Annotated in this window: 31 protein-coding genes; 26 read left to right on the top strand and 5 right to left on the bottom strand. The window is 51.7% G+C overall.

Translation table 11 applies throughout. The features are described from left to right. The first annotated feature begins 29 nt into the window (after positions 1-29). The 12 genes from DXB44_RS01715 (at position 30) to DXB44_RS01660 (ending at position 8,069) form a co-directional block, all read left to right on the top strand. Positions 30-668, top strand: a complete 639-nt coding sequence (locus DXB44_RS01715; RefSeq protein WP_118657504.1) for a DUF6198 family protein — start codon at positions 30-32, stop codon at positions 666-668. 236 nt (positions 669-904) lie between these two features. Then, positions 905-1,432 carry an isochorismatase family protein gene (locus tag DXB44_RS01710; protein WP_118657503.1) on the top strand — a complete coding sequence of 176 codons (528 nt, stop codon included), beginning with the start codon at positions 905-907 and terminating at the stop codon, positions 1,430-1,432. A gap of 10 nt (positions 1,433-1,442) precedes the next feature. After that, positions 1,443-1,961 carry an O-acetyl-ADP-ribose deacetylase gene (locus DXB44_RS01705; RefSeq protein ID WP_118657502.1) on the top strand — a complete coding sequence of 173 codons (519 nt, stop codon included), beginning with the start codon at positions 1,443-1,445 and terminating at the stop codon, positions 1,959-1,961. An 18-nt stretch (positions 1,962-1,979) separates the two neighbouring features. Continuing rightward, positions 1,980-3,062 carry a hypothetical protein gene (locus DXB44_RS01700; protein ID WP_118657501.1) on the top strand — a complete coding sequence of 361 codons (1,083 nt, stop codon included), beginning with the start codon at positions 1,980-1,982 and terminating at the stop codon, positions 3,060-3,062. Between the two features lie 14 nt (positions 3,063-3,076). Continuing rightward, positions 3,077-3,742 carry a DNA/RNA nuclease SfsA gene (gene sfsA / locus DXB44_RS01695; RefSeq protein WP_118657500.1) on the top strand — a complete coding sequence of 222 codons (666 nt, stop codon included), beginning with the start codon at positions 3,077-3,079 and terminating at the stop codon, positions 3,740-3,742. A gap of 110 nt (positions 3,743-3,852) precedes the next feature. After that, complete coding sequence (locus DXB44_RS01690) at positions 3,853-4,230, top strand: desulfoferrodoxin family protein (protein WP_118657499.1); 378 nt, start codon at positions 3,853-3,855, stop codon at positions 4,228-4,230. 532 nt (positions 4,231-4,762) lie between these two features. Beyond that, on the top strand, positions 4,763-5,056 hold the full coding sequence (locus DXB44_RS01685; RefSeq protein ID WP_055185762.1) for a helix-turn-helix transcriptional regulator: 294 nt from the start codon (positions 4,763-4,765) through the stop codon (positions 5,054-5,056). Positions 5,057-5,321: 265 nt separating this feature from the next. Then, complete coding sequence (locus DXB44_RS01680; protein WP_118657498.1) at positions 5,322-5,621, top strand: helix-turn-helix transcriptional regulator; 300 nt, start codon at positions 5,322-5,324, stop codon at positions 5,619-5,621. Positions 5,622-5,706: 85 nt separating this feature from the next. Next, complete coding sequence (locus DXB44_RS01675; RefSeq protein ID WP_118657497.1) at positions 5,707-6,168, top strand: DUF523 domain-containing protein; 462 nt, start codon at positions 5,707-5,709, stop codon at positions 6,166-6,168. After that, positions 6,153-6,929, top strand: a complete 777-nt coding sequence (locus DXB44_RS01670; protein ID WP_118657496.1) for an HAD family hydrolase — start codon at positions 6,153-6,155, stop codon at positions 6,927-6,929. Before DXB44_RS01675 ends, DXB44_RS01670 begins: the two co-directional genes overlap by 16 nt. 87 nt (positions 6,930-7,016) lie before the next feature. Continuing rightward, positions 7,017-7,604, top strand: a complete 588-nt coding sequence (locus DXB44_RS01665; RefSeq protein ID WP_118657495.1) for a pentapeptide repeat-containing protein — start codon at positions 7,017-7,019, stop codon at positions 7,602-7,604. Between the two features lie 12 nt (positions 7,605-7,616). Beyond that, positions 7,617-8,069, top strand: coding sequence for an aminoacyl-tRNA hydrolase (locus DXB44_RS01660; protein WP_118657494.1), 453 nt, complete (start codon positions 7,617-7,619; stop codon positions 8,067-8,069). Between the two features lie 79 nt (positions 8,070-8,148). On the opposite strand, the gene DXB44_RS01655 is transcribed toward DXB44_RS01660, so the two are convergent. The 3 genes from DXB44_RS01655 to DXB44_RS01645 form a co-directional block, all read right to left on the bottom strand. Then, the gene (locus DXB44_RS01655; protein ID WP_243111001.1) at positions 8,149-8,475 is read right to left on the bottom strand and encodes an alpha/beta hydrolase; all 327 of its coding nucleotides are present in this window, start codon (positions 8,473-8,475) and stop codon (positions 8,149-8,151) included. A gap of 407 nt (positions 8,476-8,882) precedes the next feature. Continuing rightward, a complete protein-coding gene (locus DXB44_RS14975; RefSeq protein WP_279220758.1) occupies positions 8,883-9,005 on the bottom strand; it encodes a hypothetical protein in 123 nt (40 codons plus the stop codon). 260 nt (positions 9,006-9,265) lie between these two features. Further along, a complete protein-coding gene (locus DXB44_RS01645; protein WP_118657492.1) occupies positions 9,266-10,459 on the bottom strand; it encodes an AIPR family protein in 1,194 nt (397 codons plus the stop codon). 110 nt (positions 10,460-10,569) lie between these two features. Between DXB44_RS01645 and DXB44_RS01640 the strand changes: the two genes are divergently transcribed. From DXB44_RS01640 to DXB44_RS01585, 12 genes are all read left to right on the top strand, one after another. After that, on the top strand, positions 10,570-10,863 hold the full coding sequence (locus DXB44_RS01640; RefSeq protein ID WP_118552620.1) for an XRE family transcriptional regulator: 294 nt from the start codon (positions 10,570-10,572) through the stop codon (positions 10,861-10,863). A gap of 124 nt (positions 10,864-10,987) precedes the next feature. After that, complete coding sequence (locus tag DXB44_RS14750; RefSeq protein WP_118657491.1) at positions 10,988-11,743, top strand: ADP-ribosylglycohydrolase family protein; 756 nt, start codon at positions 10,988-10,990, stop codon at positions 11,741-11,743. Positions 11,744-11,908: 165 nt separating this feature from the next. Beyond that, positions 11,909-12,733 carry a purine-nucleoside phosphorylase gene (locus DXB44_RS01630; protein ID WP_097785016.1) on the top strand — a complete coding sequence of 275 codons (825 nt, stop codon included), beginning with the start codon at positions 11,909-11,911 and terminating at the stop codon, positions 12,731-12,733. A gap of 349 nt (positions 12,734-13,082) precedes the next feature. Then, positions 13,083-13,592, top strand: a complete 510-nt coding sequence (locus tag DXB44_RS01625) for a hypothetical protein (RefSeq protein ID WP_118657490.1) — start codon at positions 13,083-13,085, stop codon at positions 13,590-13,592. A 24-nt stretch (positions 13,593-13,616) separates the two neighbouring features. Further along, a complete protein-coding gene (locus DXB44_RS01620) occupies positions 13,617-14,612 on the top strand; it encodes a PLP-dependent cysteine synthase family protein (RefSeq protein ID WP_118657489.1) in 996 nt (331 codons plus the stop codon). 237 nt (positions 14,613-14,849) lie between these two features. Next, positions 14,850-15,314 carry an Hsp20/alpha crystallin family protein gene (locus DXB44_RS01615; protein ID WP_118657488.1) on the top strand — a complete coding sequence of 155 codons (465 nt, stop codon included), beginning with the start codon at positions 14,850-14,852 and terminating at the stop codon, positions 15,312-15,314. Between the two features lie 237 nt (positions 15,315-15,551). Continuing rightward, positions 15,552-16,586, top strand: a complete 1,035-nt coding sequence (locus tag DXB44_RS01610) for an alcohol dehydrogenase (RefSeq protein WP_118657487.1) — start codon at positions 15,552-15,554, stop codon at positions 16,584-16,586. Between the two features lie 134 nt (positions 16,587-16,720). Beyond that, positions 16,721-17,122, top strand: a complete 402-nt coding sequence (locus DXB44_RS01605) for an adenine deaminase C-terminal domain-containing protein (RefSeq protein WP_347561779.1) — start codon at positions 16,721-16,723, stop codon at positions 17,120-17,122. A gap of 155 nt (positions 17,123-17,277) precedes the next feature. Then, on the top strand, positions 17,278-18,042 hold the full coding sequence (locus tag DXB44_RS01600) for a hypothetical protein (protein WP_118657486.1): 765 nt from the start codon (positions 17,278-17,280) through the stop codon (positions 18,040-18,042). Between the two features lie 58 nt (positions 18,043-18,100). Then, positions 18,101-18,592, top strand: a complete 492-nt coding sequence (locus tag DXB44_RS01595; RefSeq protein ID WP_118657485.1) for an HD domain-containing protein — start codon at positions 18,101-18,103, stop codon at positions 18,590-18,592. Positions 18,593-18,594: 2 nt separating this feature from the next. Continuing rightward, a complete protein-coding gene (locus DXB44_RS01590) occupies positions 18,595-19,107 on the top strand; it encodes an NUDIX domain-containing protein (RefSeq protein ID WP_118657484.1) in 513 nt (170 codons plus the stop codon). A gap of 138 nt (positions 19,108-19,245) precedes the next feature. Next, entirely contained in the window at positions 19,246-20,472 is a 1,227-nt protein-coding gene (locus DXB44_RS01585; RefSeq protein WP_118657483.1) for a Fic family protein, read from the top strand. A gap of 370 nt (positions 20,473-20,842) precedes the next feature. On the opposite strand, the gene DXB44_RS01580 is transcribed toward DXB44_RS01585, so the two are convergent. Further along, positions 20,843-22,066, bottom strand: a complete 1,224-nt coding sequence (locus tag DXB44_RS01580) for an argininosuccinate synthase (RefSeq protein WP_118657482.1) — start codon at positions 22,064-22,066, stop codon at positions 20,843-20,845. Positions 22,067-22,269: 203 nt separating this feature from the next. On the opposite strand from DXB44_RS01580, the gene DXB44_RS01575 reads away from it, so the two are divergent. After that, a complete protein-coding gene (locus DXB44_RS01575) occupies positions 22,270-23,022 on the top strand; it encodes a DUF4866 domain-containing protein (RefSeq protein ID WP_005920139.1) in 753 nt (250 codons plus the stop codon). A 113-nt stretch (positions 23,023-23,135) separates the two neighbouring features. Here the strand turns inward: DXB44_RS01575 and DXB44_RS01570 are convergent, their stop codons facing one another. Beyond that, entirely contained in the window at positions 23,136-24,470 is a 1,335-nt protein-coding gene (locus DXB44_RS01570; RefSeq protein WP_118657481.1) for a threonine/serine exporter family protein, read from the bottom strand. A 199-nt stretch (positions 24,471-24,669) separates the two neighbouring features. Between DXB44_RS01570 and DXB44_RS14745 the strand changes: the two genes are divergently transcribed. After that, positions 24,670-24,900 carry a LysR family transcriptional regulator gene (locus DXB44_RS14745; protein ID WP_243111000.1) on the top strand — a complete coding sequence of 77 codons (231 nt, stop codon included), beginning with the start codon at positions 24,670-24,672 and terminating at the stop codon, positions 24,898-24,900. The last annotated feature ends 935 nt before the right edge of the window (positions 24,901-25,835 follow it).

The raw sequence follows: 25,835 nt of genomic DNA, 5'->3' as shown, positions 1-25,835 counted from the left end.
GGGAAAAGAAACGCTAAAGGAGAATCCCTATGAACGGCACCGCATTGCGCAAACCGACTACCCGGCGGGTGGTGGGCATGGTGGCGGGCATCGTCATCATCGCCCTTGGCATTGCGCTTTTCAAGCAGTCCCACCTCGGCAACGACTCCATCAGCGCCCTGAACATGCGGCTGGCGGAGCTGCTCGGCATCTCGCTGGGCACCCAGAACCTGTGCACGAACATCCTGTTTTTCCTGCTGGAATTCTGGTTCGGGCGCAAGTACATCGGCCTTGGCACCTTCGTCAACGGCATCTGCATCGGGTACATCGTCACGGCGTTCTATGACCCCATTCACGCCCACTTCGGCGACGCGCCGTCGCTGGCGGTGCAGTTGGCGTGGGTCATCGCGGCGGTGCTGGTCACGGCGCTGGGCGCTTCGCTCTACCAGACCGCCGACCTCGGCATCGCGCCCTACGATTACCTTTCCCTCGGTCTGCGGGACTACACACCCTGCCCGTACTTCGGGTGCCGCATCTTCACCGATGCGCTCAGCGCCCTGCTGTGCTGGCTGCTGGGTGGCCTTGTGGGCCTTGGCACCTTGATCTGTGCGTTCTGCCTTGGGCCCTTCATCCAGTTCTTCGATCGGACGTTCTCCCAGAAGGTGCTGCAATACAAACCGAACAATTGAGAAACCCCGCGGCGTCAAATCATACGCTGCGGGGGTCTTTTTTATTGCTGCCGTTAAGCAGAAAATGAAAATGAAGGAGATTTATCTTTCAAAACCGCCTGTGGACTGCTGCGGCGATGGGGAGCCATAACAAACCCATCAGACAGGCTTTGGAAGAAGTAAATTTTTCGAATCTGCTTGTAGAAAACGGCGGTCTATGATAGCATGAAACCAAAGAAAAACAGGAGGGCTTACACATGGTTTTACTGGTTGTGGATACACAGAAAGGTATCGTGGATGAACGCCTGTATGCGTTTGAAAAGTTTGTCAGCAACATCAGGAAACTGATCCGGACTGCCCGCGAACAGGGAATCGAGGTCGTCTATGTCCAGCATGACGATGGGCCCGGTACAGGCTTTTCCATCGGAGACGATGAATTTGAGGTCTATTCCGGGTTTGCGCCACTGCTGACTGAAAAACGGTTCGTCAAAACCGTATGCAGTGCGTTCAAAAAAGAAAGTGGTCTGCTGGAATATCTGACGGAAAAGGGCGAAAAAGATGTGATGGTCTGCGGCATCATGACGGTCTTTTGCATCAATGCAACGGTGGAGGCGGGCTTTGAGCATGGCCTGCACATGATCGTTCCTGCCTATGCAAATTCCACGCAGGACAACGAGTACATGACAGGGGAGCAGAGCTACCACTATTACAATGAATTCCTCTGGCCGGACCGCTATGCCGACTGTGTGCCCATGGACAAGGCGCTGGAGCTGCTCAAAAAGTGAGGTGTTTACAATGATTTCTGAAAAAGTAAAAAATCAGATTCAAGTGGTGCAGGGTGATATTACTAAACTGGACTGTGACGGCATCGTGAATGCGGCCAATCGCAGTCTGCTGGGTGGCGGCGGTGTGGATGGTGCCATCCACCGGGCAGCAGGGCCGGAACTGTTGGCGGAGTGCCGCACGCTGCACGGCTGCCGCACCGGCGAAGCAAAAATCACCAAGGGCTACCGGTTGAGAGCAAAGTATATCATTCATACGGTAGGCCCGATTTATTCCGGCACAGCAGAGGATGCCGCGCAGCTGGCGGACTGCTACCGCAATTCGCTGAACCTTGCCAAAGAGCATGATGCCCATAGCATTGCGTTCCCGGCAATTTCGACCGGCGTGTATGGATACCCGCTGGAAGATGCCACGGAGATTGCAGTCAAAACAGTGGCACAGTGGCTGGAAGATCACGCGGATTACGCTATGCAGGTGATTTTCTGCTGCTTCGATGCCCGGACGGAGCGGGTGTATCAGGCAAGGCTGTAACCGGAAGAGGTGTGAGAGATGGGCTTTTTCAAAAAACTGTTTACAGGGATCGGGTTTGCGGCAGGTTTTCTGTTCTTCGGATGCTTGTCAGTGATTGTGTATGCGTCCCGTGGACGGCATAAACCCTGCCATCGGCGCAGCAGCTTTTGGAACACACTGGAGCGCTACCTGATTTTTTCGTGGATCTGTGATGGTGTGCGCAGCAGCCGGAAACGAGCGGAAAAGTCCTATTATCAGCGCACAGGCAGCGATTTCTGGCAGACGCAGACACGGGTTCGACCGAAAAGTGTTAAAAATGCTGTTCCTGCGGTGAAAACACCAAGGCCGGAGACAAAAAGCACGAGCACAGGTGCAACGCGGTCGGTAAAACCAAAGAGAACGGAGCGTCCTTCTGCGGCACAGAAAGCATCGGCAGCACAAAGCAGCGTCCAAAATGTGTCGGTGCCGACTGTACTAGGGCAAAACGTTTCGGGGGCTGACGCAAAAAAGCACGGCGAACGGTCAAAGCCTAAGCCAGAGCCCAAGCAGGAGCATACTGCGCAACAGTCAGAAGCCAAAGAAGTGCATCAAAAGTCTGCACAGCAATTGGAAGCGGAGCGGCAGCAGAAACTGGAAAACCTGCGTGCTGCAATGCAAAAACAGATTTGCACGATTCATGCAGATGTGGAACTTCCGGCCAACGGTCAGAATGACAGCGAGGCAGTGGAGCAGAAATTGCACCTTCTGCTCTACAAGGCGGCATTGCCGGAGAACGTCCTGAATCGGGCACTGGACGAGCTTCGGACGGAGCGCAGACGGCAAAAGGCAGAGTATCAGGGGGCACCGTTTGCGGATGTGTTTCTGGTGAACCTGATTTTGTCCGATGAGGACAGTGAACGGGCCTGCATCGTGGATGTGGGGGATACGGGCATGAGCTATGTCATTCCATGGAGCAGCATCCCGAAAGGCCTGCAGGAATCGCTGCACCGCTACGTATCGGAAGCGGAAGGAAAACTCTGCGGCTACTGCAAGGAAGAACTCTGCAACAGTGAAAGCGGCAGGATGGTCGTGGAACTGTATCTTGGTAAACAGGATGGGCATGGCTCCCGAATCCTGTACTGAAAATGGAGTAAAGATTGAAATACAGAGAAATCGCAGACGGCATTTTTGTTGACCGTCCCAACCGCTTTATTGCCCATGTGGAAGTGAATGGAGCAGTGGAAACCGTCCATGTCAAGAACACCGGGCGGTGCAAAGAACTATTGCTGCCCGGCACGGCGGTTCGGCTGGAAGTGTCGGATAACCCGAAACGCAAAACAAAATACGACCTTGTGGCGGTACACAAGCAGGGCCTCGGCTGGGTCAATATGGACAGTCAGGCACCCAATAAGGTGGTAGGGGAGTGGCTTGCAAAACAGGGTTACGACTATATCAAGCCGGAATTCACCTATGGCAAGTCCCGCATCGACTTTTACATGGAAAAGGGCGAGCAAAAGTATCTGATGGAAGTCAAGGGCTGCACACTGGAAGTGGACGGTATCGGCTACTTCCCGGATGCACCTACCGAGCGCGGCGTGAAGCACCTGCACGAACTGGCGCAGGCACAGCGGACAGGATATCAGTGCGCTGTGGCCTTTGTGATTCAGATGGAAGGCATCACCGAGGTGCGGCCGAATGTCAGCACACAGCCGGAGTTTGGTACGGCACTGGCCGAAGCCAAAGCCGCTGGTGTGCAGGTGCTGTTTTTGCTCTGCCATGTAGGGCGGGATAGTCTGGAAATCGTGGAGCAGAGGGAAGGGTGAAGACGGCAGAAAAACGCTTTGCGTGATTCAGTTACAGAAATCATAAATAGGAAATGTTATCATATAGATACAAGAAACACACTGATAACATTCCAATGGAGGATTTCGATATGAAGGCAAAGTTTTACATTTGCAATCACTGTGGCAACCTCGTCACTACCATCCATAACGCAGGCGTTCCGCTGGTCTGCTGCGGGGAGAAGATGAAAGAGCTGGTCCCCAATACGGTAGAAGCCAGTGGCGAGAAGCATCTGCCGGTGGCAGAGCTTTCCGGCAGTCGTCTCACGGTCACAGTGGGCGCGGTGGAGCACCCCATGGCGGATGTTCACCATATTCAGTGGATTTTTGTGGAGACTGAGAACGGCGGGCAGATCCGCTATCTGAATCCGGGGCAGGCTCCCAACGCGGTGTTTGAACTGGGAAGTGAAAAGCCGGTGGCCGTTTACGCATACTGCAATCTGCATGGGCTCTGGATGACGAAACTCTGATACAATCAATGCAAACGGGGAGTGATTTGATGTCACTCCCTGTTTTTTGATGAGAACTTTATGCGGTTCTTTTGGTTCGGAACTGTGTATAAATGGGATGGATAAAATGAGCAGACACACTATATGTGTTTGTTAAATACCATTGGCGTTTGATTTTTTGCGTGGAATCGTGAAAATAAGACCTGTGAAAAACGTAGAAAATTTGATGTATTTGCGCTGCAAACTAAGACATATTGATGTTTTTGAAACGAGTTTATAGTGAAATATGTGTAATTCGAGTGCAGATATTCATTCTTGTGAGTTTGTTGTGTGAATTTGTCACGTTCCGCCGCAAAAAAGGACTTGACGGAAAAAATACTCTGTGGTAATTTATGAGCAAATTCGCTTTTGTGAAATAAAGTCGAATTTGAATCCGCATGCATTATCCTGGTATGCGGAAAAGGAGAAAGCATCTTTATCGCAGGGAGGATTGCAAACAAAACCCAGTTCCTCCGCCCAAACCGCTGCGTAGCAGCAGAAAGGACGACCGAATATGAGTTATGACAAAGTGCAAGTCGGCAACAGAATCCGTGGAAGCCGCCTCGAAAAAGGCTGGACGCAGGAACGGCTTGCAGCAGAAGCTGAAATTTCAGTGCAGCAGCTTCGCGCATTGGAAAAAGGACAGCGCAATCTGGGAGTAGATCACTTGGGACGCCTGTCGGACGCAATGGGGGTCAGCAGTGATTTCCTGCTGAAAGGTTGTTCTGAAAACAGTACATTGGTTTGCAAGATGCTGGATGACCTCAAGAAAAAATTGCAGCCACCGGAGCAAATCGCAGAAAAATGAGCGGTTTTGCCGCAAAAACAGTATATTTTAGCGCTTTACAGCAATGAAAGTACTTGCTATAATATCGCCATGGCGCAGGTTTCAGTTGCGCAAGAGGGAAAATTGCCTGAAATGCATTAAAGGCTGATAATACTCCATGAGCTGCTCACAAGAGCAGCTCCATCGAGTCGCGGTCATTGTGCATTTTCAAGCTGAAAACAGGCCGGGACTCGGAAAAGGAGTCTCGGCCTGTTTGTGTTTTCGGCGCAAAGGAAAGGATTGAACAATGCGATTTGATGCAAAAGAATTCGGCGGATGTATCCGCGATTTGCGGAAAAAGAAGGGGATTACACAGGAACAGTTGAGTATAATGCTGAACGTTAGTGCGAACCATCTTGCAAAAGTTAAAACGGGAAGCCGCTGCTGCTCGATTGAGTTGCTGCAGGATCTTTCGTCCTGCCTGAATGTCAGAACGGACTATCTGCTGAACGGAGATGCACCGCATAACAACCATCTGAGGGAAAGACTGACGTTTCTTGCACAGGAATTAGAAAAGATTACGGTGGACCTCCCGGTATGGGGATAGGAAAAGCAAAATCCTCTTTTTCAATGCCCAAAAGCGTGGTAGAATAGGTAAAAGATTCAGTATCTGAAAAACGGAGCGCGCAACAATGAAGATTCTGGTCAGCGCCTGCCTGCTGGGCGAAAACTGCAAATACAGCGGCGGAAACAATTACAATCAGGCGGTCTGTGATTTTGCGCGGGGGCATCAGGTGGTTCCGGTCTGCCCGGAGGTGCTGGGCGGCCTGCCCACACCGCGGTGCCCGGCGGAAATCGTGCAGGGCGTTGTCACGAACAAAGAGGGCATCAATGTGGACCGGGAGTTCCGGGCAGGTGCAACGAAAGCCCTTGCCATTGCAAAAGAAAATGGGGTGGAGCTTGCCATCCTGCAATCCCGCAGTCCCAGCTGCGGCGTGAAGGAAATCTACGACGGAACGTTTTCCGGGACAAAGATTCCCGGACAGAGCGTTTTTTCCAAGATGCTGATGGACGAAGGCGTCCGTGTTCTGGATGCCGGGGAATTGCCTAAAATTATCTTGAAAAATGAGGACGGAAAATGTCAATCAGACTGATTTGCAGCGACATTGACGGTACGCTGCTGCAATACGGCAAAAAGAAACTGGAAGACGAGATCTTTGAGCAGATACGGGAGCTGCATCGGCGCGGCATTCTGTTTTGCCCGGCATCCGGTCGGCAGTATACCAGCCTGCGCAAGCTCTTTGCACCGGTGGCAGACTGCTGTGTGTTTCTTTGTGAGAACGGCGGCGTGATCTATAAGGACGAGCAGTGCATTGCCAAGAATCCGATGCCGCGCGTGCTGGCCGAAGAAATCGCCAACGACCTGTGGACCCGCAGCGACGGGCAGGGCGAAGTGATGCTTTCCGGCCAGAATACTGCATACCTGATGGAGCGGGGTCTGGGAATGCTCAAGCGTATTCAGTTCATCGGAAACAATTATCAAATCATCCATGACCCTTCCGAGGTGCCGGAGGAGATCACAAAAGTATCGGTGTATCTGTACGAAGGCGTAGAATCTTACACGGAACGGTTTGTCCCACGATGGAAAGAGGCGAACTGCGCTGTGGCAGGGCCGTACTGGATCGACACCACCTTTGCCAACAAGGGCATCGGTGTGAGCAGCATCTGCAGGACACTGGGCATTGACCCTGCGGATGTCATGGCCTTTGGCGACAACTACAACGATGTTTCCATGCTGGACATTGTGGGTGTGCCCTACATTATGGATGGTGCCGCCGCACCGCTGCGGGAAAAGTACCCGAACCATACACCCCGCCCAGAGGATGTGCTGCGGGAGTTCTTGAAGCAAGCGTAAATTTGGAACGCGCACGTTCCAAATTTGAAATGATACGATACAAGCTGCACGGCATTGCCGGAAGAACTGCGCTGACAGGAGAATTTTATGACGGAGCGTTATTGTGAGGGCGAACGATTTACTGGCCTGTCGTTTGCCGGGGAAGTCTTTGAAAGCTGCGATTTTGCGGACTGCGTATTTGTGGACTGCTCCTTTACAAAATGCGGGCTGGATCATACCACGCTGAACGAGTGCAAATTCGTGCGGTGTGAGATCACAGGTCTGCGCAGCACCCATTCCTCGGTGCAATCGCTGGATTTTGAGGACTGCCGCCTGAATGAAATCGAGTGGGCACCGCTGATGTCCAATGGTGCCTTCCCAGACCCCATTCACACGCTGAAAGAGTGCAGTCTGAAATATAACACCTTCACCGAAATGAACTTTAACCGCTTCGACTTTTCGGACGGCAACGAAATTGTCGGCTCCATGTTTGCCAAATGCGAGATGCAGCTGGCGAATTTCAAGGGTGTAGAACTTCACGAAACGGAGTTCTACCAGTGTGATCTGCGCAAGGCGGATTTCCGGGATGCTACAGGCTATAAGGTGGACATTCTGGGCAGCCGCCTGAAGGATGCAAAGTTTTCCCTGCCGGAAGCGGTGAATCTGCTGGCAGATTTGAAGATCAAGCTGTCGTAAGAAGGAGAAAAAATGCGTCAACTCATCATTGCACGAAAAGATCTGCAGATGTCTCCCGGTAAGCTGGCGGCGCAGTGCTGCCACGCTTCGCTGGCATTCCTCACCGACCCCATCGGCATGGGACAGGGCGTGGAACCCATCGAGAAAAACGGAGAAATTACCGGCTATCGGGCAGAAATCATGTTGGAGAAAGCAACCTATGAAGAATGGTTCGATGGCTCTTTTACCAAAACTATCTGCGGGGCAAAGAACCGCAATCAACTGCTGAAAGCAAAGACAATTGCCGAGGAATTGGGCCTTGTGGAAAACAAAGACTTCTTCCTTATCCGGGATGCCTGCCACACCGAGCTGGAACCGGAAGAATTTGATGAAAACGGCGAGGGCATGACTTTGACCTGCATCGGCTTCCGCCCGCTGCCGGACGAAATTGCACACCAGATCAGCCATAAGTTCCATTTGTATTGAGTGCTGGTTCGCGGAATAATAAAATAGTCCCGGCCATTCTCCTGTGATCTGCAGGAAAATGGCCGGGATATTTTGCTTTCTATTGAAGATTCATCCATGCCGCCAGCGCGTCCGCCGTCTGCCGCTGTTGTTCTTCGGCGGAGATAACAGGCGCGCCGTCGCCCTTCTGGGCACCGTAGCTGCCAAATCCGGCATGACAGCCGCCGTCAATGACCGTTTCGGTAGTGTCCTGTGGGAGGTTCGTGCGGTCGGCTTCGTACTTTTCGCGGTTCAGTACGCCGTCCTCGCTGCCGTAGGCGGCATAGACCCGCAGGCCGCTGTCGGTCAGGTCGGCGGTAGAGTAGGCCGCCAGCAGCACCAGACCGTCCAGTTCAGGCTCCGCATCTCCGCTTTTGTCCGTGGCCACTGAAAGCAGCCTGTCTCTACACGCTTGTATAACAGGATAAATCCGTCGCCCTCCCAAAGCAGGGCTTTGATCCGATCCCGCCTTCTGCCGCAAAATAGAAACAGGCTGTTGGAACAGGGATCCAGCGAAAACTGATTCTGTACGATCTGTACCAGACCGTCTATCCCTCGCCGCAGGTCTGTATATCCGCAGGCGATGTAGATGTGCTCCACCTTCCGGATGTCACCCAGCATTGCGGATTCCCCGGATGATCTCACTGATCTGGTCGGAGGGTAGATCTGCTGGCAGTTCAACTGTAACATCCCGAATATGCAGTGTGATCTGGGTGGGAGGAACCGCCGCTGTTTTCGGCGAGCTGGGCGAAAGTTCCTCGAACTGGACGGATTCCTGCTGCAACAATGCACTTCTCATTTTTCGCTGCCAGCTGTAGAAGCTGGAAAGCGGTACGCCATTCTCTGCCCACTTTGTTTCGCTGTAGTGATCGTCTGATACCATTGCTGTTCCCGTACTGCCAATGCTTGCTTCTCCATGGAGTCCTCCTTGCTGCGTCTCTGTATTTTTTAGACTGCTCTCAAAAATACATTTTTTCCATGGTACTATTTTCGCACTTTGGAGAGAGCAGGTGAAGACATGGTTTCATTAGGCGGGTACGTTTTACCAATGATTTACCAATATTTCTGGAGAGTTAGGCTTGCAGTATAGTTGATTAAATGTATTAAAAGAGTCGTTTTAGACCAACAAAAAGAGGCATCGGATGCGATCCGATGCCTCTTGCTCAATACTATTCTATTTATCTGCGTCCGAGAAGTTTGCGGAGACTCTGGGTTTCTACAATTCTGTAGTTGGAAAGCCAAAGCTGCTTATCCTTACCGGCCAGCTGAGGGTTAGTATAGGTCTCAAAGGTGTTCTGAACAATGGATGTGCCGACTTCGTTCCAGATGTCAATGGGATTGAACAGCCAGGAAACAACTCCCGTTGCCTCATCAAATTTCAGCAGACTACGGAAAGCACCAAAAATGGGGTAGATATAGCCACTGGAAACAGAATACTTTGTGGGAGTGGCGAGAAACTCTGTTTTTGTCGGAGTGTCAAGAGATTCGATGCCTCTCACGCTTCCAAAACGCGGATTTGCAACGCCCTGAGCCTTCTTATAATCCCTATACTTTTCAGGAAGTTCGCGTTCGATAACATCATAAAGCTCTACCAGCAGAGGAATTTGCCCGGTCAAAGACTTATAAAAAGGAGATTCAAATGCCTGCTTATAGCGCTTAAATACCTGTGCTTTACCGGAATAGCTCTGTACCGGGGCCGCATTGTCATCAGGATATTTGTCGATATCAAAGGCGTAGAGCAAGCGGAGCAGTTCCGAAACGTGAATAGGTTTATCCTCATTATCTTTGTAAGCAATCAGATCTGCATATGCCTGACCTGCAATGGAGGCTTTAATATCGTCGAACTTGTCGTCGAGATTGAATAGTGCCATATCAGAAACCTGAACCGACGTGTTGCGAGCATCGGAGAGGCGCGTGATATTCTGCACATTGGTGATGACTTCAACACGAACAAATTTGCGAATGTCTTCAGGAATTTCGTCGCGCTTACGCATGATGGCGGTATAGGTGTGACCGCCGTCAAGAATGCCGTAAAGAGACTTGTCGTTTTCGTCATTCTGATCACCAATGCCAATGGTTACTTCCGAATCAGTGCTATTAAAGGTTAGCGTTTTGGCGGCGATGACGATACCGCGGTTGTTGATATAGAAATCAGTTTCCGGCTCCACTACAGCAGTGAGCAAGCTACGAGCCACATTGGTTGTCATCTTTGGTTCACGCGGATTGACATCGAGAGGAATATTAGAGGGAAGCTCCTTCATATCCACCAGCAGATAATAAATGGTTTCGAAGGTGCTTTCATCTTTGTCTCCCTTACGATAAGGGGATGCGAGGGTACGAAGAGCCTCAACTTTAAACTTTAAATTTGCCATTTTATGGCCTCCTTATATTTTCTTCTCGAGGGCTGTTGCCCTGAGAACAATTTTAGTATATCATATACTCAAAAATAAACAATGCACCATGGTGCATAATGGAGAGATATATGGCTGAAAAAGCAAGACAGAGTGAAGCTCTAACAAAAATAGGAAAAATGTTTGAGCAGAAACGAAAGTCATTAGGAAAACAGTACAAAAGCCGTGAACAATTTATCTATAATAGAAGTGACGAATTGTTCGGCTCAGAAGATTGGATTTCGCTTCGACACCTTTGCAATATAGAACACGGAAAGAATTGGATTAGTATAGAAAAACTAATTATGCTTGCCGATGCTTTGGAAGAAAATCCTGTCGATTTGTTTGCTGAAATAGTTAAAATATATCGAAGTTCTAAAAATTGACTGACTTTTGTGCAGATACTGGCGCAACTTGGATATGATATTGAGCTTGCCTACATACAGAAATAGGCCGGTTCGCCAAAAATACAAACTTTATTATAGAAATATCACGAAAGGATTATTTGATATGGACAAAGAAACGATCATCATTGCATCTGAAGATGTGGAAATAATTGATGCATCTGAATATAAAGAAGAACTATCGGAACATTTTGGGCGAGTTCCAGAGGTGGCGAAACCTCTGCTCAAAGGAGCAAAGACAGTTTTTTCCCAAATAGAGAAGTCATTATATACTGCACCGGCCTTTATTAACGCCGTTAAAGCGGCAGTGCCGGATGTGACATTGCAGGCGATGCTGACGGATGAGCAGAAGCAGCAGATTACAAAAGGAGCCCTTAAGTTAATGACGAAAAAAGATGGCTCGCTCATGGCAAACCTTATTAACCCTGAGACAAAGAAAATTGTGGCTACCCACAACCACCCGGAGGGTATCAAGGGCACACAAGCCACAGCGGCAGCCATTTTTCTGGCACGCACCGGCCACAGCAAGCCGGAAATCAAACAATATGTGGAGCAGACCTTCGGTTATGACCTGAACCGTACCTGCGATGAAATTCGGCCGACCTATCATCATGTGGAGACCTGTCAGGAAACTGTGCCGGAAGCAATCATTGCTTTTCTGGAAAGCGTCAGTTTTGAGGATGCACTTCGCAATGCAGTTTCTCTGGGCGGCGACAGTGACACCCTTGCCTGCATCACCGGCGGCATTGCCGAAGCTTTTTACGGGATGCCGCAGGAACTGCGGGACGAGACTTTGAAACGTCTGCCGGAGGATATCCGGGAAGGATATGAGCTGTTTCGGTGGAACATCGGCCAGAGATAAGACATTCGGAGAACCAAGGAGCAGATACAACACACTCGTGATGTGAAGTATCTGCTCCTTGGTTTTTAATAAGACTCGATGAAGGGCGTCTTGCATCGGCCTGAAAAATCCGATATACTGAACCCAGAGAGTATGTCGAATTTTTTGGGAAAAGGAGAGAACGGTATGGAACATCTTTATGAAAAGGCACTGGAAAGTGCGGAATATATCAAGACGCACACGAAAAAGCGCCCGAAGATCGCGGTGGTGCTGGGCTCCGGCCTTGGCAAGCTGACCGCGGACTTTACGGACACGGAAGAACTGTCCTACAAGGATATCCCCAACTTCCCGGTATCCACGGTGGCAGGACACAAAGGCGCATTGTTGGCTGGCAAGCTGGGGGACACGGAAGTCTACGCCATGGAAGGCCGCTTCCACTTCTATGAGGGCTACTCCATGAAGGAAGTCTGCTACCCGTTCTATGTGTTCAAGCTGTTGGGCGTGGAAAAGGTGGTGTTGACCAACGCCTGCGGCGGCATCAACCGGGAGTTTGCGCCGGGCACCCTGATGCTCATTACCGACTTCATCAACATGATGGGCACGAACCCCCTCATTGGCCCCAACGATGAGCGCTTCGGCCCCCGCTTCCCGGACATGACCGAACCTTACAGTCTGGAACTGCGGAACCTTGCCAAGCAGACCGCCGATGAACTGGGCATTGCCTACAAGGAGGGCGTTTACATGGGCTTTATGGGCCCTTGCTATGAAACGGCGGCTGAAATTCGCGCCTTTGCGGGGATGGGAGCCGATGCCGTGGGCATGAGCACCGTGCCGGAAACCATGGTCTGCAACTACATGGGCATGAAGGTACTGGCCGTCAGCTGCATCACCAACATGGCCACCGGCATCCAGACGGTCAAGCATAGCCACGCCCGCGTGCTGGAGATCGCAAATCAGGCAGGCGATACCCTGTGCCGATGGCTGGGTGCGGTGATTCAGAGAATGGAGTAAAAAAGATCGATCAAAATTTCCGGGCATCGCTACGGACGGCAGAGGAACGCCCCGTAGCTGGTACAGGCAGTCAAGGAAAAACGCGGTGCGACCATCTGCAAAGACCTGAAGGGCATCAAGGCCGATACGGTGCTGTGCCCCTGCCCGGAGTGCGTCCGCAATGCAGTGCTGGCCTTGGGTGCTGGATGAGCAGTCGAAAATATGAAACAGGCGTGCAGAAAACAACCCTTCTGATCACTTTTTGCTGAAAAATTGCTGCGAAAAGTAATATACCTATTGACATGGTATGTAAATGGGTATATGATACAGGCAATTCGTCGAACAAAAAAGTGAAAGAAAGGGTTTTGTTATGCCCAGAATCAGCGAAATCAATCCGGAAACTGCACCGGAAGCGATCCAGAAAATCATTGCAGACCATCTGGCGGACGGCCACGCTCTGACCGCAGAAAAGCGCACATTGCTCCACAATGCAGCGGCATTCAATGCTGTGGAGGCCGGTTCTTATGCGCTGGATGATGAACTGCAGCGGCTCATCGGCAAGCGTGCAACCGATTTTTACGAATATGCTATTTCCCAGAAAAACGGCTGCCTTGTGTGCAGCATTTACTTCCAGAATCTGCTCAAGAAAAACGGCATCGACTTTGAGAATTTTGCATTCACTCCCAAAGAGGAGATCCTGATCGAATACGGTCAGGCCATTGCAGAGGACCCCAAGCATGTGCCGGAAGAGCTGTTTGCAAAGCTGAAGGCAAACTTTACGGAGGAAGAGATCGTGGTCATCACGGCGATGGGCGTGATGATGATCGCCAACAACTACTTTAACGATATTCTGGATGTGACGCCGGACAAGCTGGTTTGAGCCGAAAATCGGGAGGGGAGAGCAATGGCAGGACTGGTGCATTCCATCGAGGAACTGGTGGGGCACACCCCGCTGATGGAGCTGGATCGCTTTGAGCGGCAGCAGCAGTGCGGGGCGCACCTGCTGGCAAAGCTGGAGTTCTTCAACCCAACCGGCAGTGTGAAAGACCGGGCTGCGCTTTCCATGCTCAATGCTGCGGAAGAAGCCGGACTGCTGAAACCCGGCGGTACCATCGTGGAGCAGACCAGCGGCAACACCGGCATCGGTCTGGCCGCGTTTGCAGCAGAGCGTGGGTACAAACTGGATATTTTTCTGGAGCGGGGTGCCTCGCTGGAGCGGCGGCTGATGCTGCTGGCCTACGGGGCACGGCTTCTGGATTACAAAGATGCCACCGGGGAGCGTCCGGAGACGAAGCGCACCCACCCCTGGCAGGAGCCAGAGCGGGAGGCGACGCTGGATGAGATCGCAGCCTACTGCCGTCGCACCGGAGCTTACTTTAACAATCAGGCGGCAAACCCGGCGAACCCCGAGGCACATTACCGCACCACTGGGCCGGAGATCTGGCAGGATACAGAAGGCCATGTGGATATTCTGGTCTGCATGGCGGGCACCGGCGGCACGGGTTTTGGCACAGCAAGTTATCTGCGCAGCCGCAACCCGAATCTGCAAGTGGTTCTGGTGCAGCCCCATCCGGACTCCCGCCTGACCCCGGAGCACCCGGATGCGCAGATCATAGATGGCGTTTTGCCGGCGTATGATGTGCCGGAAAGCGCACTTTCCGACTATCTGCGGCCAGACTGGAGCGATGCGTGCATCAATGTCCGCACCGAGGAAGCCTACGAAACGGCCCATGAGGTGCTGCGGGCGGAAGGACTGTTTCTGGGCACATCGGCAGCAGCGGCTTTGCACGCAGCGGTGCAGGTGGGCCGCAGACCGGAGAATCAGGGAAAGAACATCGTGGTCATCGTCCCGGACAACGGCATGAAATATCTGTCTACGCCGATGTACCGGCAGAAATGATAAAAACACGATGATGCGACTGAATTTTGAAAAGATTGCATAGGATTTTATAAAAGTATTATTCTTTCGTGAATTTTAGCACTCTTATATTGACACTGCTAATAAACGGTGCTATAACAGTGGCGTGCTCAGGAGGAAGGGCAAAAGGAGAGCCGCAAGGCTCCCCAGAAAGCCTTTCCGAGTGGACGCTTCAGATTTTTTGCCCCGACCCGAACGCCGGGATTGGAGGAATGATTTATGCTTATGCCGACTGTTTTCCATGAAAACCTGTTCGATGATTTCTTCGATCCGTTCTGGAATGACGCTGCACTGGAACGTATGATGAACCGTGAGGCTCGTGATACCTTTGGTAAGCGCGGTGCAAACATGATGAAGACCGATGTCAAACAGACGGACAACGGCTACGAAGAAGCTGTTGACCTGCCGGGCTGCAAGAAGGAAGACGTTCAGATGGATCTGAACGACGGCTACCTGACCATTCAGGCAGTGCGCAGCCACAGCAACGATGAAAAGGATAAGAAGGGCCGCTATCTGCGGCGCGAATCCTTCTCCGGCACCTGCGCGCGCAGTTTCTACGTGGGCGATGTGAAGAAGGAAGACATCCACGCAAAGTTCGAGGATGGCGTCCTGCACGTCGAGCTGCCTGCTCCTCAGCAGACGAAGGCTTTGCCTGAGAACCCGAACCTGATCGAGATCGAGTAAAACGCCGGTCGTGTGCGCCAAAGCACAACGCACATAAGATGCCCCCGGAGAGCCGCAACAAGCCCTCCGGGGGCATTTTTGTTTCGCTATCTTTTCCGCAAGGGAAAACCATGGTATACTGAGAACAGCAACTCAGAATTTATGGAGGTACCTCACTATATCCTGTGAGCCGGGTGAGCGGCTGACTTTTGCGGTATACTCCGTTCGGAAAGATCAAAGCGCATGGAGGTAAAAAGCATGCTGACCTATACCTATGTTTCAAAGGGGACGTTTGCCCTGATGGAAAAACCAAAGCCGGTGCTGCAGCACGAGCGGGACGCCATTGTAAAGGTGACCCTTGCCAGTATCTGCTCCAGCGATCTGCACATCAAACACGGCAGCGTGCCCCGGGCGGTGCCCGGCATCACGGTAGGGCACGAGATGGTGGGCATCGTAGAAGAAGTGGGCAGTGCGGTGACCAATGTGAAACCCGGCGACCGGGTGACGGTGAACGTGGAGACCTTCTGCGGAGAGTGCTTTTTCTGCAAAAAAGGCTTTGTGAACAACTGCACCGATCAAAACGGCGGCTGGGCGCTGGGCTGCCGCATCGACGGCGGGCAGGCCGAGTATGTCCGGGTGCCCTTTGCGGATCAGGGACTGAACAAGATCCCGGACGGCGTTACCGATCGGCAGGCGCTGCTGGTGGGCGATGTGCTGGCCACCGGCTTTTGGGCGGCACGCATCTCGGAAATCACACCCGAGGATACCGTGCTGATCCTCGGTGCAGGGCCGACCGGCATCTGCACGCTGCTGTGCGTCATGCTGCACAGCCCCAAGCGCATCATCGTCTGTGAAAAGGACGCAAGCCGCCTGCAGTTCATCCGTCGGCACTACCCGCAGGTGCTCACCGTGCAGCCGGAGGACTGCGCCGCCTTTGTGCGTGCCCACAGCGACCACGACGGGGCCGATGTGGTGCTGGAGGTGGCAGGGGCAGGCTCCACCTTCCGGCTGGCATGGGAGTGTGCACGGCCCAACGCCGTTGTGACGGTGGTGGCGCTGTACGATAAGGCACAGACCCTGCCGCTGCCGGAAATGTACGGCAAAAACCTCACCTTCAAGACCGGCGGCGTGGACGGCTGCGATTGTGAAGAAACGCTGCGTCTCATCGCAGAAGGCAAGATCGATACCGAACCGCTCATCACCCACACCTACCCCTTGCGCCGGATCGCAGAGGGCTACGAGCTGTTTGAAAAGAAACGGGACGGCGTGATCAAGGTGGCAGTGGAGTGCTGACGGTCTGCGCCAAGGCACAACGCACATAAGGTGGCCCCGGAGAGCTGTAACAAGCCCTCCGGGGCCATTTTTGTTCCTGGCATCTTTTCCGCAGCGGCAAGGCGTGGTAGAATAAGGGCAGAACCAATCCACAGGTGAGAAAATCGAACTTCAGCCTGAAATGCGGAGCCATTGCATCGAGCATCGCACATGATTCCCATAACCTGATTGTGGCAGGGGACAACGATGCCGATATGATGCTGGCTGGCAACACTGTGCGGAAAAACAAAGGCGGACTTGCGTTTGTGGCAGATGGACAGGTCGTGGCAGAACTTGCGCTTCCGGTGGCCGGATTGATGAGCACCGAAAGCGCAGAGAGCGTTGCGGCGAAAATGCAGGCGCTGAACGATGCCCTCAAGGCACATGGTGTAGCGGAAGATATCGGCATCTTTATGACCCTCGCCTTCGTCAGCCTTCCGGTCATTCCCAAACTCAGACTGAATACATACGGCATCATCGATGTAGCGCAGCAGAAAGTCGTTCCGGCTGTTTTTTAATAGGCGATAACAAAAATACTGCCGGAGATCGACCTGAATGGTCCGTCTCCGGCAACAGAACAGTTCGTTCCTACTCTTAGAAGCGAGCCGCATCAAGAGAAAAGTTGACGGAAATTCTTACTTGATAAATCGGAATTTGAATGGGAGATGAGACTATGGAAAAAATCAAAAGTTTGAATCGCTATCAAAAGGGTGTCCTAATATTTATGATTGCTATGGCACTGGTATTTGCGGTGATTTATCCCATGACAATCTCACAAGTTGGATTTGAATATAAGAACACAATTCTTGTCCCAAGTCAAGAAGATGGCAGTACGGTGTATTCCGGTAAAATCCAAGGAAAACAGGCACATTTTACGGTGTCGAAGGATAAGACCGTTGTATTTCAGTATGGCGATAAAACCTATGGCCCTTATACAGCAAAAGAAGATCCTACAGCTATTCCGAGGAACGAAGAAATGGCAGAATATATGACCGGTATGGAGCTTCGTCAAGGAGAAGATATTTTGTTTCGTGGGGGTGTTTGGGAGACAGGGGATTCATATTGGCTATACAATGAGGACGGAACCTTAGATAACTTTGATTTTTCTTATGTAACCAGTGATGGGATCGAGAGGGATGAAAACGGGGACGTAATTGATTCCGTGGAGCCATCTGCAGCTACTATACTGGAACTGATGAACGCTCCCGAGCTGACACATAAGGGCGAATGGTTTGCATGGTTTGGGGCTGTGTTTATCTGCGTTCTCAATACAATTTCTATTTTGTTTGCAGATGAGCTGTTCCGTTGGAGTTTGGCATTTCGGATCCGCAATGTCGACCATGCAGAGCCGTCTGATTGGGAAGTTGCAGGAAGATATATCGGCTGGACTGTTCTGACGATCATGGCATTGGTACTCTTTATTATGGGGCTGCAATAGTACAACTTCGCGTTTATCAAGGTGAACATTTAAGTATTAAAAACGGGAGTGAAAGCAAATGATGACCATTGCACAGATCACGGAAAAGATGATCGCCTTTTCCAAAGGGAATATCCATGACATCACGCACCTGAGCTGCGTGTGGACCTATGCCAAAACCATTGGTGAGCTGGAGGGGCTGGACGCAGACACGCAGTTTATTCTGGAGGTGGCGGCCATCACCCACGATATCGCCTGCCCGCTCTGCCGCAAAAAGTACGGCAACACCAATGGTAAATATCAGGAGCAGGAGGGTGCCCCGCTGGTGCGGGAGTTCTTGGCGGATACCGGCATGACAGCAGAACAGATCGACCGGGTGGCCTATCTGGTAGGGCACCACCATAGTCCGGCGCAGATCGACGGCATTGACTATCAGATTCTGATTGAGGCAGATTATATCGTCAATGCGTCCGAAAGTGGGTACGACCAGCAGGCAATCCGAACCTTTATGGAACATACGATGAAGACGGCAGCAGGTATCCGGCTGACGAAAACAGTGTTTGGAGTGTAAAAATGATTCAGAAGCATTGCTTTGAATGCGGTACGGAATTGATCGAAAAAGAACTGGAAGAAGAGGGCATTGTGCCTTATTGCCCGAAATGCCAGCAATATCGGTTCCCGATGTACAATGTGGCAGTCAGCATGGTTGTTGTGGATGAGGAAACCGGAAAAATTCTGCTCATCCAGCAGTACGGCAAGCCCTCTTATATTCTGGTGGCTGGATATGTGAACCGCGGTGAGGCAGAAGAACACGCCGTGGTGCGGGAAGTCCGGGAAGAAACCGGGTTGGAAGTAGAGCACCTCCGGTTCAACCGTACCAAGTTTTTTGAGCCGTCTAACACGCTGATGTGCAACTTTACGGCTTTCGTCAGAACCGCAAAGGCGCTGCATATCAACCACGAAGTGGACCGCTGCAAGTGGTTCACCCCACAGGAAGCCAGAGAAAACATCCGTCCCAACAGCCTTGCAGCGGAATTTTTGAATGCGTATCTGGACGAAGTGGGGAATAAGCCGATGGAGATGTGATTCGTGGCTGTGCCGCGGGAATTTTGACGGAGAGTATGGAAAAAAGTTGGTTCGGTCTGTTTCGGTTGACTTTTTTATAAAGAATCGGTATATTGATACTATATAGTATCAATAAGTATCAACTGCGAGGTGGACAGAATGGATGGGGCACAGTTTGCCAAAATGCTTTCAGATAAGCATTTGTTTGAACTCAATCGGATGGAATACAAGTACTCGACTGTCAGCGTCAAAGAATTTGCCGAATTGCTGCAGCAAAACTTTGCGCAGCCTCTGCCGTTGACTGATTTTTCTGGAAATAAGCTGTTTTACCTGCCGAACCTCGCGCAAATTTCAACAAATGGTATGAAGCAGTTGCTCTCTGTCCCTGTCAGTGGACAAAACTTCGGTTTGTCGGCGATGACCGAGGAAATTTATGCTACTTTTCAAATTGAAAGTATCCGCTCGACCCGCAGCAGTATCCGTTATATCCTCGATGGTTATGCCCCTCGTGATGAACAAGAAGCCCGCATCTATGGTATGAAGCGCGGACTGGAGTTTATCGCGAATCGTCAGAATAGGATCACCGAGGAGAATCTGCATTACCTATATCAGATCAGCACAGGGGATTATCTCCCGGATGAAGATCGGTTACTGCCAAATCACTTTTATCGGCATGGCGAGGTTTTTATTGTGGGCGGTGAAGAACCCAGACCGGGACTTCCGGCAGAGCGGCTTCCCGGTGCCATGAAATGTCTTGTCGATTTTGCGAATGCCAATGACGGCATCAATGAGCTGCATAAGGCTGCCATTCTGCACTTTGCCTTTGCGTACTACCACCCCTATTTTGACGGGAATGGACGCACTGCACGGCTATTCCACCTCTGGTATCTTGTTCAGCAGGGCTATCCTGCGGCACTATTCACGCCGTTTTCCCGATACATCGCTGAAAACAAGGACGCATATTACAAAGCCTACGAACGCGTGGAGAGAAATGCTCTGATTTCCGGCTATACGGATGTGACTCCCTTTCTGTTCTACTTCAGCAATGAGGTCTATAACCGCCTGCAGGTGGATGCAGTCCCGCCGAAAACTGATCTTGAGGTATATCAAACTGCTCTTGCGGAAGGAAAAATCACAGAAAAAGAACGGCTGCTCTGGGAGTATGTTCTGTCTGCTTATGGTGCAGAGGAGTTTACCACAAAGCAGCTGGAAAAGGATTTCCGAAACGCTGCGTATGCAACCATTCGGACGTTTGTGATGAAATTCCATGAGATGGGGCTGCTTACTGCAAGAAAAGCAGGAAACAGGGTGTTCTATCATGTCGGTGGGACTTCTGACGGTCGGCCATTAAGAGCAAAATGCAGCTTATCCGATTTGTTGAGATAATTCGCTATCCGATGAAGTATTAGAAGTAAAATAGAGAAAAAGTCCTACAAGGCTCAAATTGGACCACAAGACCGACCGAAAACCTTGTAGGGCTTGTTTTTTGAGCTTTTTCAAATTTATATGTGAAAAAAGTTGTCTAGGACTTGACATCGTGCAGAGTTCATGGCCACCATACAAGAAAGTGACCGCCCAGTGAAAGTGTGTTCACAGAAAGATAAGAGGCATCCGACTCAGAATCGGGTGCCTCATTTTGTCATGCAAAGTTTTCCTGAATGATCTTTCCCCAAGGCAGCATCTGGTCGAGACGCTCCGGGTGGGTCAGGATCTCCATGTCAGGCAGATTCTCAAAAAGGAACTGCTATAAACTACTTCATTCCCCTTCTTTTTCGCTGTTTACGATGGCCTGCACCTTGGTGGGCAGACCATAGATGCTGATGAAACCGGTGGCATCGCTCTGCTTGTAGTCGCCGCCTGCGGCAAAGGTGGCGATGTCCTCACGATACAGAGAGTACGGCGACCAGACCCCTGCATTGATGAGGTTGCCCTTGTACAGTTCCAGACGCACCTTGCCGGTGACATGCTCCTGTGTGGAGGTGACAAAGGCACTCAGAGCTTTGCGCAGCGGGCTGAACCACTGGCCATCATACACCAGTTCGCCAAAGGTGATGGCCAGCTCACGCTTCTTGTGGGCGGTGAGCTTGTCCAGCGTCAGAGTTTCCAGCACTTCATGGGCTTTGTACAGGATGGTGCCGCCGGGGGTCTCATAGACGCCGCGGCTCTTCATGCCCACAAGACGGTTCTCCACTACATCGTACAGGCCGATGCCGTTGCGGCCGCCGATCTCATTCAGCTTTGCGATGATGGCAGCGGGCTTCAGCTTCTCGCCGTTCAGAGCCACAGGAGCGCCCTTTTCAAATTCCAGCTCCACAAACTCGGACTTGTCCGGTGCGGTCTTGGGACTGACACCCAGCTCAAGGAAGCCGGGTTTGTCGTACTGCGGCTCGTTGCCTGGGTCTTCCAGATCAAGACCCTCGTGGCTCAGATGCCACAGGTTCTTGTCCTTAGAGTAGTTGGTCTCCCGGCTGATCTTCAGCGGGATGTGGTGGGACTCGGCGTAGTCGATCTCCTCATCGCGGCTCTGGATGTCCCACTCGCGCCACGGGGTGATGATCTTCAGGTCGGGTGCAAAGTGCATGATGGCCAGCTCAAAGCGCACCTGATCGTTGCCTTTGCCGGTGCTGCCGTGGCAGACCGCATCCGCACCCTCGGCGCGGGCAATCTCCACCACGCGTTTTGCCAAAATGGGGCGGGCAAAGCTGGTGCCCAGCAGATAACCCTCGTAATCTGCCCCGGCCTGCATGGTGGGAATGACGTAATCCTCTACAAATTCGTCGGTCAGGTCTTCGATGTACAGCTTGGATGCGCCGCTTGCCTTGGCGCGCTCTTCCAAGCCTTCCAGCTCACCCTTCTGCCCCACATTGCCGCACACGGCAATGACTTCACAGTTGTTATAGTGCTCTTTCAGCCACGGAATGATAATCGATGTGTCTAGACCACCGGAATATGCCAGCACGACCTTTTTGACCTCAGACATAGGAACTGCCTCCGTTCAAACCAACTTATATACTTTTCGATTTCCCTCGTGCAATTTCATGATTGCAGTGTCCATTATACGGGCACTTGGAAAATGTGTAAAAAGTGTTCTGCATATAGCAGCAATATGAAAGCAGTATTTCACAGCGGGGCATTATGAATCTATAATAGTAGTTGGAAATAAACAGAAAGAGGGTCTTTTTGATGGCAACGATATTTTCAAGAGAAGAAAAGGCAGAGGCACTGTTCGGGGAGATCCTGAAAAATCCAGAAGCCTGCCGACGCCTGATGGATACCTTCAACGACTCGCTGGACATGGCAGACGTACTGGATGCGCCGACCGTGAGTGCACAGCAGTTTGCCGCTGCGCTGTTCAATGCCTACGAGAACAAGGATCTGTCTGCCTTTCTGATGGCGATCTGCCAGCACAGTATGTTTGACCTGCTACGGAACGCTGCCCTGATCCCGTTCAAATTCAACGCCGATGGTCAGCCGAACCCGGTGATCCTGACGGATGATGCCGGCGTTCTTTTGCCGAACAACAAATTTGCCGTGAGCAGCAAAGTATACGACCGGTTCATCCGGGTGTTCCAGAAGCAGGAAAAGGTAAAAATGTACCTTGCCAGCGGCTACTGCAAGTATCACGGCTACGACGAAGGATCGATGGATGTGGTGGAGTACCACTACAACCAGCATTTGGGGCTGCTGCTGATCTACGAACTGCCGGACACCGTGAAGCAGAAGGTAACGGAAGCGGAGGCCTACTCCACCGTCTGGGATATCCAGATGAAGCTGCAGCACGCACTGCCCCGCTCCGTGGTCTACTATGGACAGGATACGCTCAAGGACGGTGGAACCCGCTACGATGAACTTGGCGTTTTTCTGCCGCTGGAACACTTTGCCGACCGGCTGGAACGCCATGTGGAAACTGCTACCAAGATCGTTTACGGCGAGTAAACGCCCTGTAAACGAACTCCCTTTATAAGTGCATCACAGCAAAACAAAACGCAGCGAACCGTTAAAAGATTCGCTGCGTTTTGCCTTATATGGGAGAATGGAAATGCTGCACATCAGGTGCAATAACGGAAAGTCTTGTCAGTGACAATACGGGCGAAGATCAGCCCTAACGGCAGTGCTACGATGATGAGAATGGCATCTGCAAACCATGTGGCGGAGTCCATCAGAGACAGGATGCCCAGATTATAGATGGCACGGTAGAAATACAGTCCCGGTACCATGATAACGATGGACGGCACGGTGACGGAGATGCGGGGATAACCGGCGGCGCTCTTCAGGAAGGAGGCCAGCAGTCCGGACAGCAGTGCGCCCAGAAACGCTGCAACAGCGGGCGGAAAGCCCGCAAGGCTCACCAGCTCCAGCCGGAACGTGTTCGTTACCGCACCGATAAGGGCGGCGCAGACTGCCAGGTTCCGGGGACTGTTGAACATGAGCGAAAAGCCGAACACACCGCCAAAACTTGCCAGCAGCCGGAACACGATCTCTTCCGGGAGTGTCAGGCTCAGGGCAGGGAACTGCACCGGCTGCAAATGCAGCAGCAGTGCCATGATCCAAGCCGTCATGGTTGCCACCAGAATGATGAGGATGGCGTAGGCCAGACGTTCCAGCCCGGAGCGCATATCCAGCTTGGCAAGGTCGATGCCGCTGGTAATGAACGGAAAGCCCGGAATGATGAAGAGCATGGAGCAGATATACCCCGCCTCGTGCTGCGCCGATACGGCAAACAGCACCTCTGCCAGCTTCAGCAGGATGGCATACACGAGGCTTGCTGAACAGACCGACGCCGTAATGCCCAGAAACAGGGTGAAATGGTGCTTTGTCAGCTTGCACCGTACAAAGTTGCCGATGCCTGCACCGCAGAAGGCACACAGCATTTCCACAATGCCGCCGCCAAGCAGAAAGGTGAAGCAGCCGCAGGCCAGTGCAGCTGCAAAGCCCAGTGCGATGGGCGAATACAAGCCGTGGATGCGCTCGATCTCATCGAGGTGGCTGTGCAGTTCTTCGCCGGTCATAAATTTTCCTTCCCGGTCGAAGTCGTTGACGAAATGCTCCAGTCGGTTCAGGCGGGAGGTATTCACGCCCGTATTTGTCAGACAGAGTGACTGGGTATAACACTGGTCACCGTCAAAGCAGGTGAACTCAATGGACAACAGGCCGATGTCCGCTGTTGTTGTGACTCCCAGCTCCCGCGAAAGGGTGTTCATGGAACTTCGGACACGCCATGCGCCGGTGCCGCATTCCAGCAGCATCAGCCCGGTGCGTCCAATGACGGAGGCTTTTTCCACAAGCCCCGCCTCGGTAATGGGGACGCCCTTGCTGGCCGACGCATAGTCGTGCCAGTAGACTTCCATGTGATTTTTGATGATCTCACTTTGCCGTTGTCCCATACCGGAAAGCCTCCTTTGTGATATGGGAATGTTGCAGCTGTTTCAAGACTGCGGTGCTATTATAAGGGAAATTGCAGGGCGGGTAAAACGTATCTTGGATATGCCAGCAATATTCGTTTGGTATTTCAAAGAAGAAAATACGTTGCGTTTTTGGCGGCTCTGCGGTAGGATAGAAAAAACGCGCCGAAAGGAAACTGCCGTGACCCTTCAACAACTCCGCTATGTCACGGCTGTTGCCGGCACCGGCACCATCAGCCATGCAGTGCAGCAGTTCTATATTTCTCAGCCCAGCCTGACCAATGCTATCCGGGAGCTGGAACAGGAAGTGGGGCTGGCGCTTTCCAAGACGGCAAGCTCTGTGGTGAGCCGGACGCTGCTGGAATATCTGAGATCCACCCGGCAGCAAAAGGATGCACCGCAGATAAAATAAGAGCAAATAGCGGATAACGGTATAAAAGCAGCTCTCCGCTTTGCTGAATGGAGACGTGCAGTTGGAGCAAGATGGTGGTTCCTTGTTTTTCTGGTAAGAGCACAGGATTCATGCTATCATAGCAGTCATATTGAAAGACATCCCGCTTGAAAGTGAAAGCTTTACTTTCAGGCGGGACTTTTTGTTTTTTTATTGTACTAAAAATGTTATCCCAGGCATGGAAGTGGAGGTTCATAACTTCGGAGAGCAGCTGCTGGACAATGGTTTTTTGAATTTATAGAAGTCGCATAGAAAGACATCCCGTCTGAGGGCAAAGCGAAGGTTTTGCTTTTCAGGCGGGATTTTTTTGCTTTTTGGGACTGTTGTATACAATATATGGACTAAGAGGGTGGGTGACTTGGACTACGAGTCCATAAACTTTTGCTTGAAAGTACGATACACTATTGTCACGGCAGCGGCCCAGCTCCGAAAGGGAGCGGGAGCCGCAGCCGGGCGGACCTTGAAAATTGAATATGCAGCTTTAGGTACTTCCAGATAATGATACTTCCGTAATTCGCGGCCCGGTCATAAAGAAGACGGGGTGGCCGAGAGGCCAATGGAGTGGTGCAAATCCAACGCCTGAATGTTTCCCTTTCTCAGGGGTGCCGGGGGCAAATTAAGAGAAACCATACAAAACCTTTTCCAAACGCCGTTCGAGGGGAACCACGGACGGCTTTTTTATATATCAGCGAAAAGGAGTACGCACATGAACCGCAAAACCACAAAAAAGGTGGATGAATCCACCCTGACAACTTTGTGCGCCGTCTGCCGAGGGGCATTTTTGGACGCAAAGGGCGTCCATCTCCGCAGAGCCGACCCCAGGCAGCTCGTCAAGGATGTCTGCACGTATTGCCAGACACGATATGGGTTTGACTACTACGTTCAGCCCATTGTCC

It is taken from the genome of Faecalibacterium sp. OM04-11BH (assembly GCF_003482185.1).
GTDB lineage: Bacteria > Bacillota > Clostridia > Oscillospirales > Ruminococcaceae > Faecalibacterium > Faecalibacterium tardum.
Note: the sequence above shows the minus strand (reverse complement) of the source record. Positions and strands in the feature narration are given on the sequence as shown.

Excerpts from the sequence above, each read along its gene's own strand:
- DXB44_RS01585 (WP_118657483.1), top strand. The coding sequence starts at position 19,246 with ATGGATGGGGCACAGTTTGCCAAAATGCTTTCAGATAAGCATTTGTTT.
- DXB44_RS01600 (WP_118657486.1), top strand. The coding sequence starts at position 17,278 with ATGGAAAAAATCAAAAGTTTGAATCGCTATCAAAAGGGTGTCCTAATA.
- DXB44_RS01700 (WP_118657501.1), top strand. The coding sequence starts at position 1,980 with ATGGGCTTTTTCAAAAAACTGTTTACAGGGATCGGGTTTGCGGCAGGT.
- DXB44_RS01575 (WP_005920139.1), top strand. The coding sequence starts at position 22,270 with ATGGCAACGATATTTTCAAGAGAAGAAAAGGCAGAGGCACTGTTCGGG.
- DXB44_RS01570 (WP_118657481.1), bottom strand. The coding sequence starts at position 24,470 with ATGGGACAACGGCAAAGTGAGATCATCAAAAATCACATGGAAGTCTAC.
- DXB44_RS01665 (WP_118657495.1), top strand. The coding sequence starts at position 7,017 with ATGACGGAGCGTTATTGTGAGGGCGAACGATTTACTGGCCTGTCGTTT.
- DXB44_RS01715 (WP_118657504.1), top strand. The coding sequence starts at position 30 with ATGAACGGCACCGCATTGCGCAAACCGACTACCCGGCGGGTGGTGGGC.
- DXB44_RS01710 (WP_118657503.1), top strand. The coding sequence starts at position 905 with ATGGTTTTACTGGTTGTGGATACACAGAAAGGTATCGTGGATGAACGC.
- DXB44_RS01590 (WP_118657484.1), top strand. The coding sequence starts at position 18,595 with ATGATTCAGAAGCATTGCTTTGAATGCGGTACGGAATTGATCGAAAAA.
- DXB44_RS01620 (WP_118657489.1), top strand. The coding sequence starts at position 13,617 with ATGGCAGGACTGGTGCATTCCATCGAGGAACTGGTGGGGCACACCCCG.
- DXB44_RS01680 (WP_118657498.1), top strand. The coding sequence starts at position 5,322 with ATGCGATTTGATGCAAAAGAATTCGGCGGATGTATCCGCGATTTGCGG.
- DXB44_RS01625 (WP_118657490.1), top strand. The coding sequence starts at position 13,083 with ATGCCCAGAATCAGCGAAATCAATCCGGAAACTGCACCGGAAGCGATC.
- DXB44_RS14750 (WP_118657491.1), top strand. The coding sequence starts at position 10,988 with ATGGACAAAGAAACGATCATCATTGCATCTGAAGATGTGGAAATAATT.
- DXB44_RS01630 (WP_097785016.1), top strand. The coding sequence starts at position 11,909 with ATGGAACATCTTTATGAAAAGGCACTGGAAAGTGCGGAATATATCAAG.
- DXB44_RS01610 (WP_118657487.1), top strand. The coding sequence starts at position 15,552 with ATGCTGACCTATACCTATGTTTCAAAGGGGACGTTTGCCCTGATGGAA.
- DXB44_RS01675 (WP_118657497.1), top strand. The coding sequence starts at position 5,707 with ATGAAGATTCTGGTCAGCGCCTGCCTGCTGGGCGAAAACTGCAAATAC.
- DXB44_RS01705 (WP_118657502.1), top strand. The coding sequence starts at position 1,443 with ATGATTTCTGAAAAAGTAAAAAATCAGATTCAAGTGGTGCAGGGTGAT.
- DXB44_RS01580 (WP_118657482.1), bottom strand. The coding sequence starts at position 22,066 with ATGTCTGAGGTCAAAAAGGTCGTGCTGGCATATTCCGGTGGTCTAGAC.
- DXB44_RS01615 (WP_118657488.1), top strand. The coding sequence starts at position 14,850 with ATGCTTATGCCGACTGTTTTCCATGAAAACCTGTTCGATGATTTCTTC.
- DXB44_RS01685 (WP_055185762.1), top strand. The coding sequence starts at position 4,763 with ATGAGTTATGACAAAGTGCAAGTCGGCAACAGAATCCGTGGAAGCCGC.
- DXB44_RS01660 (WP_118657494.1), top strand. The coding sequence starts at position 7,617 with ATGCGTCAACTCATCATTGCACGAAAAGATCTGCAGATGTCTCCCGGT.
- DXB44_RS01640 (WP_118552620.1), top strand. The coding sequence starts at position 10,570 with ATGGCTGAAAAAGCAAGACAGAGTGAAGCTCTAACAAAAATAGGAAAA.
- DXB44_RS01595 (WP_118657485.1), top strand. The coding sequence starts at position 18,101 with ATGATGACCATTGCACAGATCACGGAAAAGATGATCGCCTTTTCCAAA.
- DXB44_RS01645 (WP_118657492.1), bottom strand. The coding sequence starts at position 10,459 with ATGGCAAATTTAAAGTTTAAAGTTGAGGCTCTTCGTACCCTCGCATCC.
- DXB44_RS01670 (WP_118657496.1), top strand. The coding sequence starts at position 6,153 with ATGTCAATCAGACTGATTTGCAGCGACATTGACGGTACGCTGCTGCAA.
- DXB44_RS01690 (WP_118657499.1), top strand. The coding sequence starts at position 3,853 with ATGAAGGCAAAGTTTTACATTTGCAATCACTGTGGCAACCTCGTCACT.
- DXB44_RS14975 (WP_279220758.1), bottom strand. The coding sequence starts at position 9,005 with ATGGAGAAGCAAGCATTGGCAGTACGGGAACAGCAATGGTATCAGACG.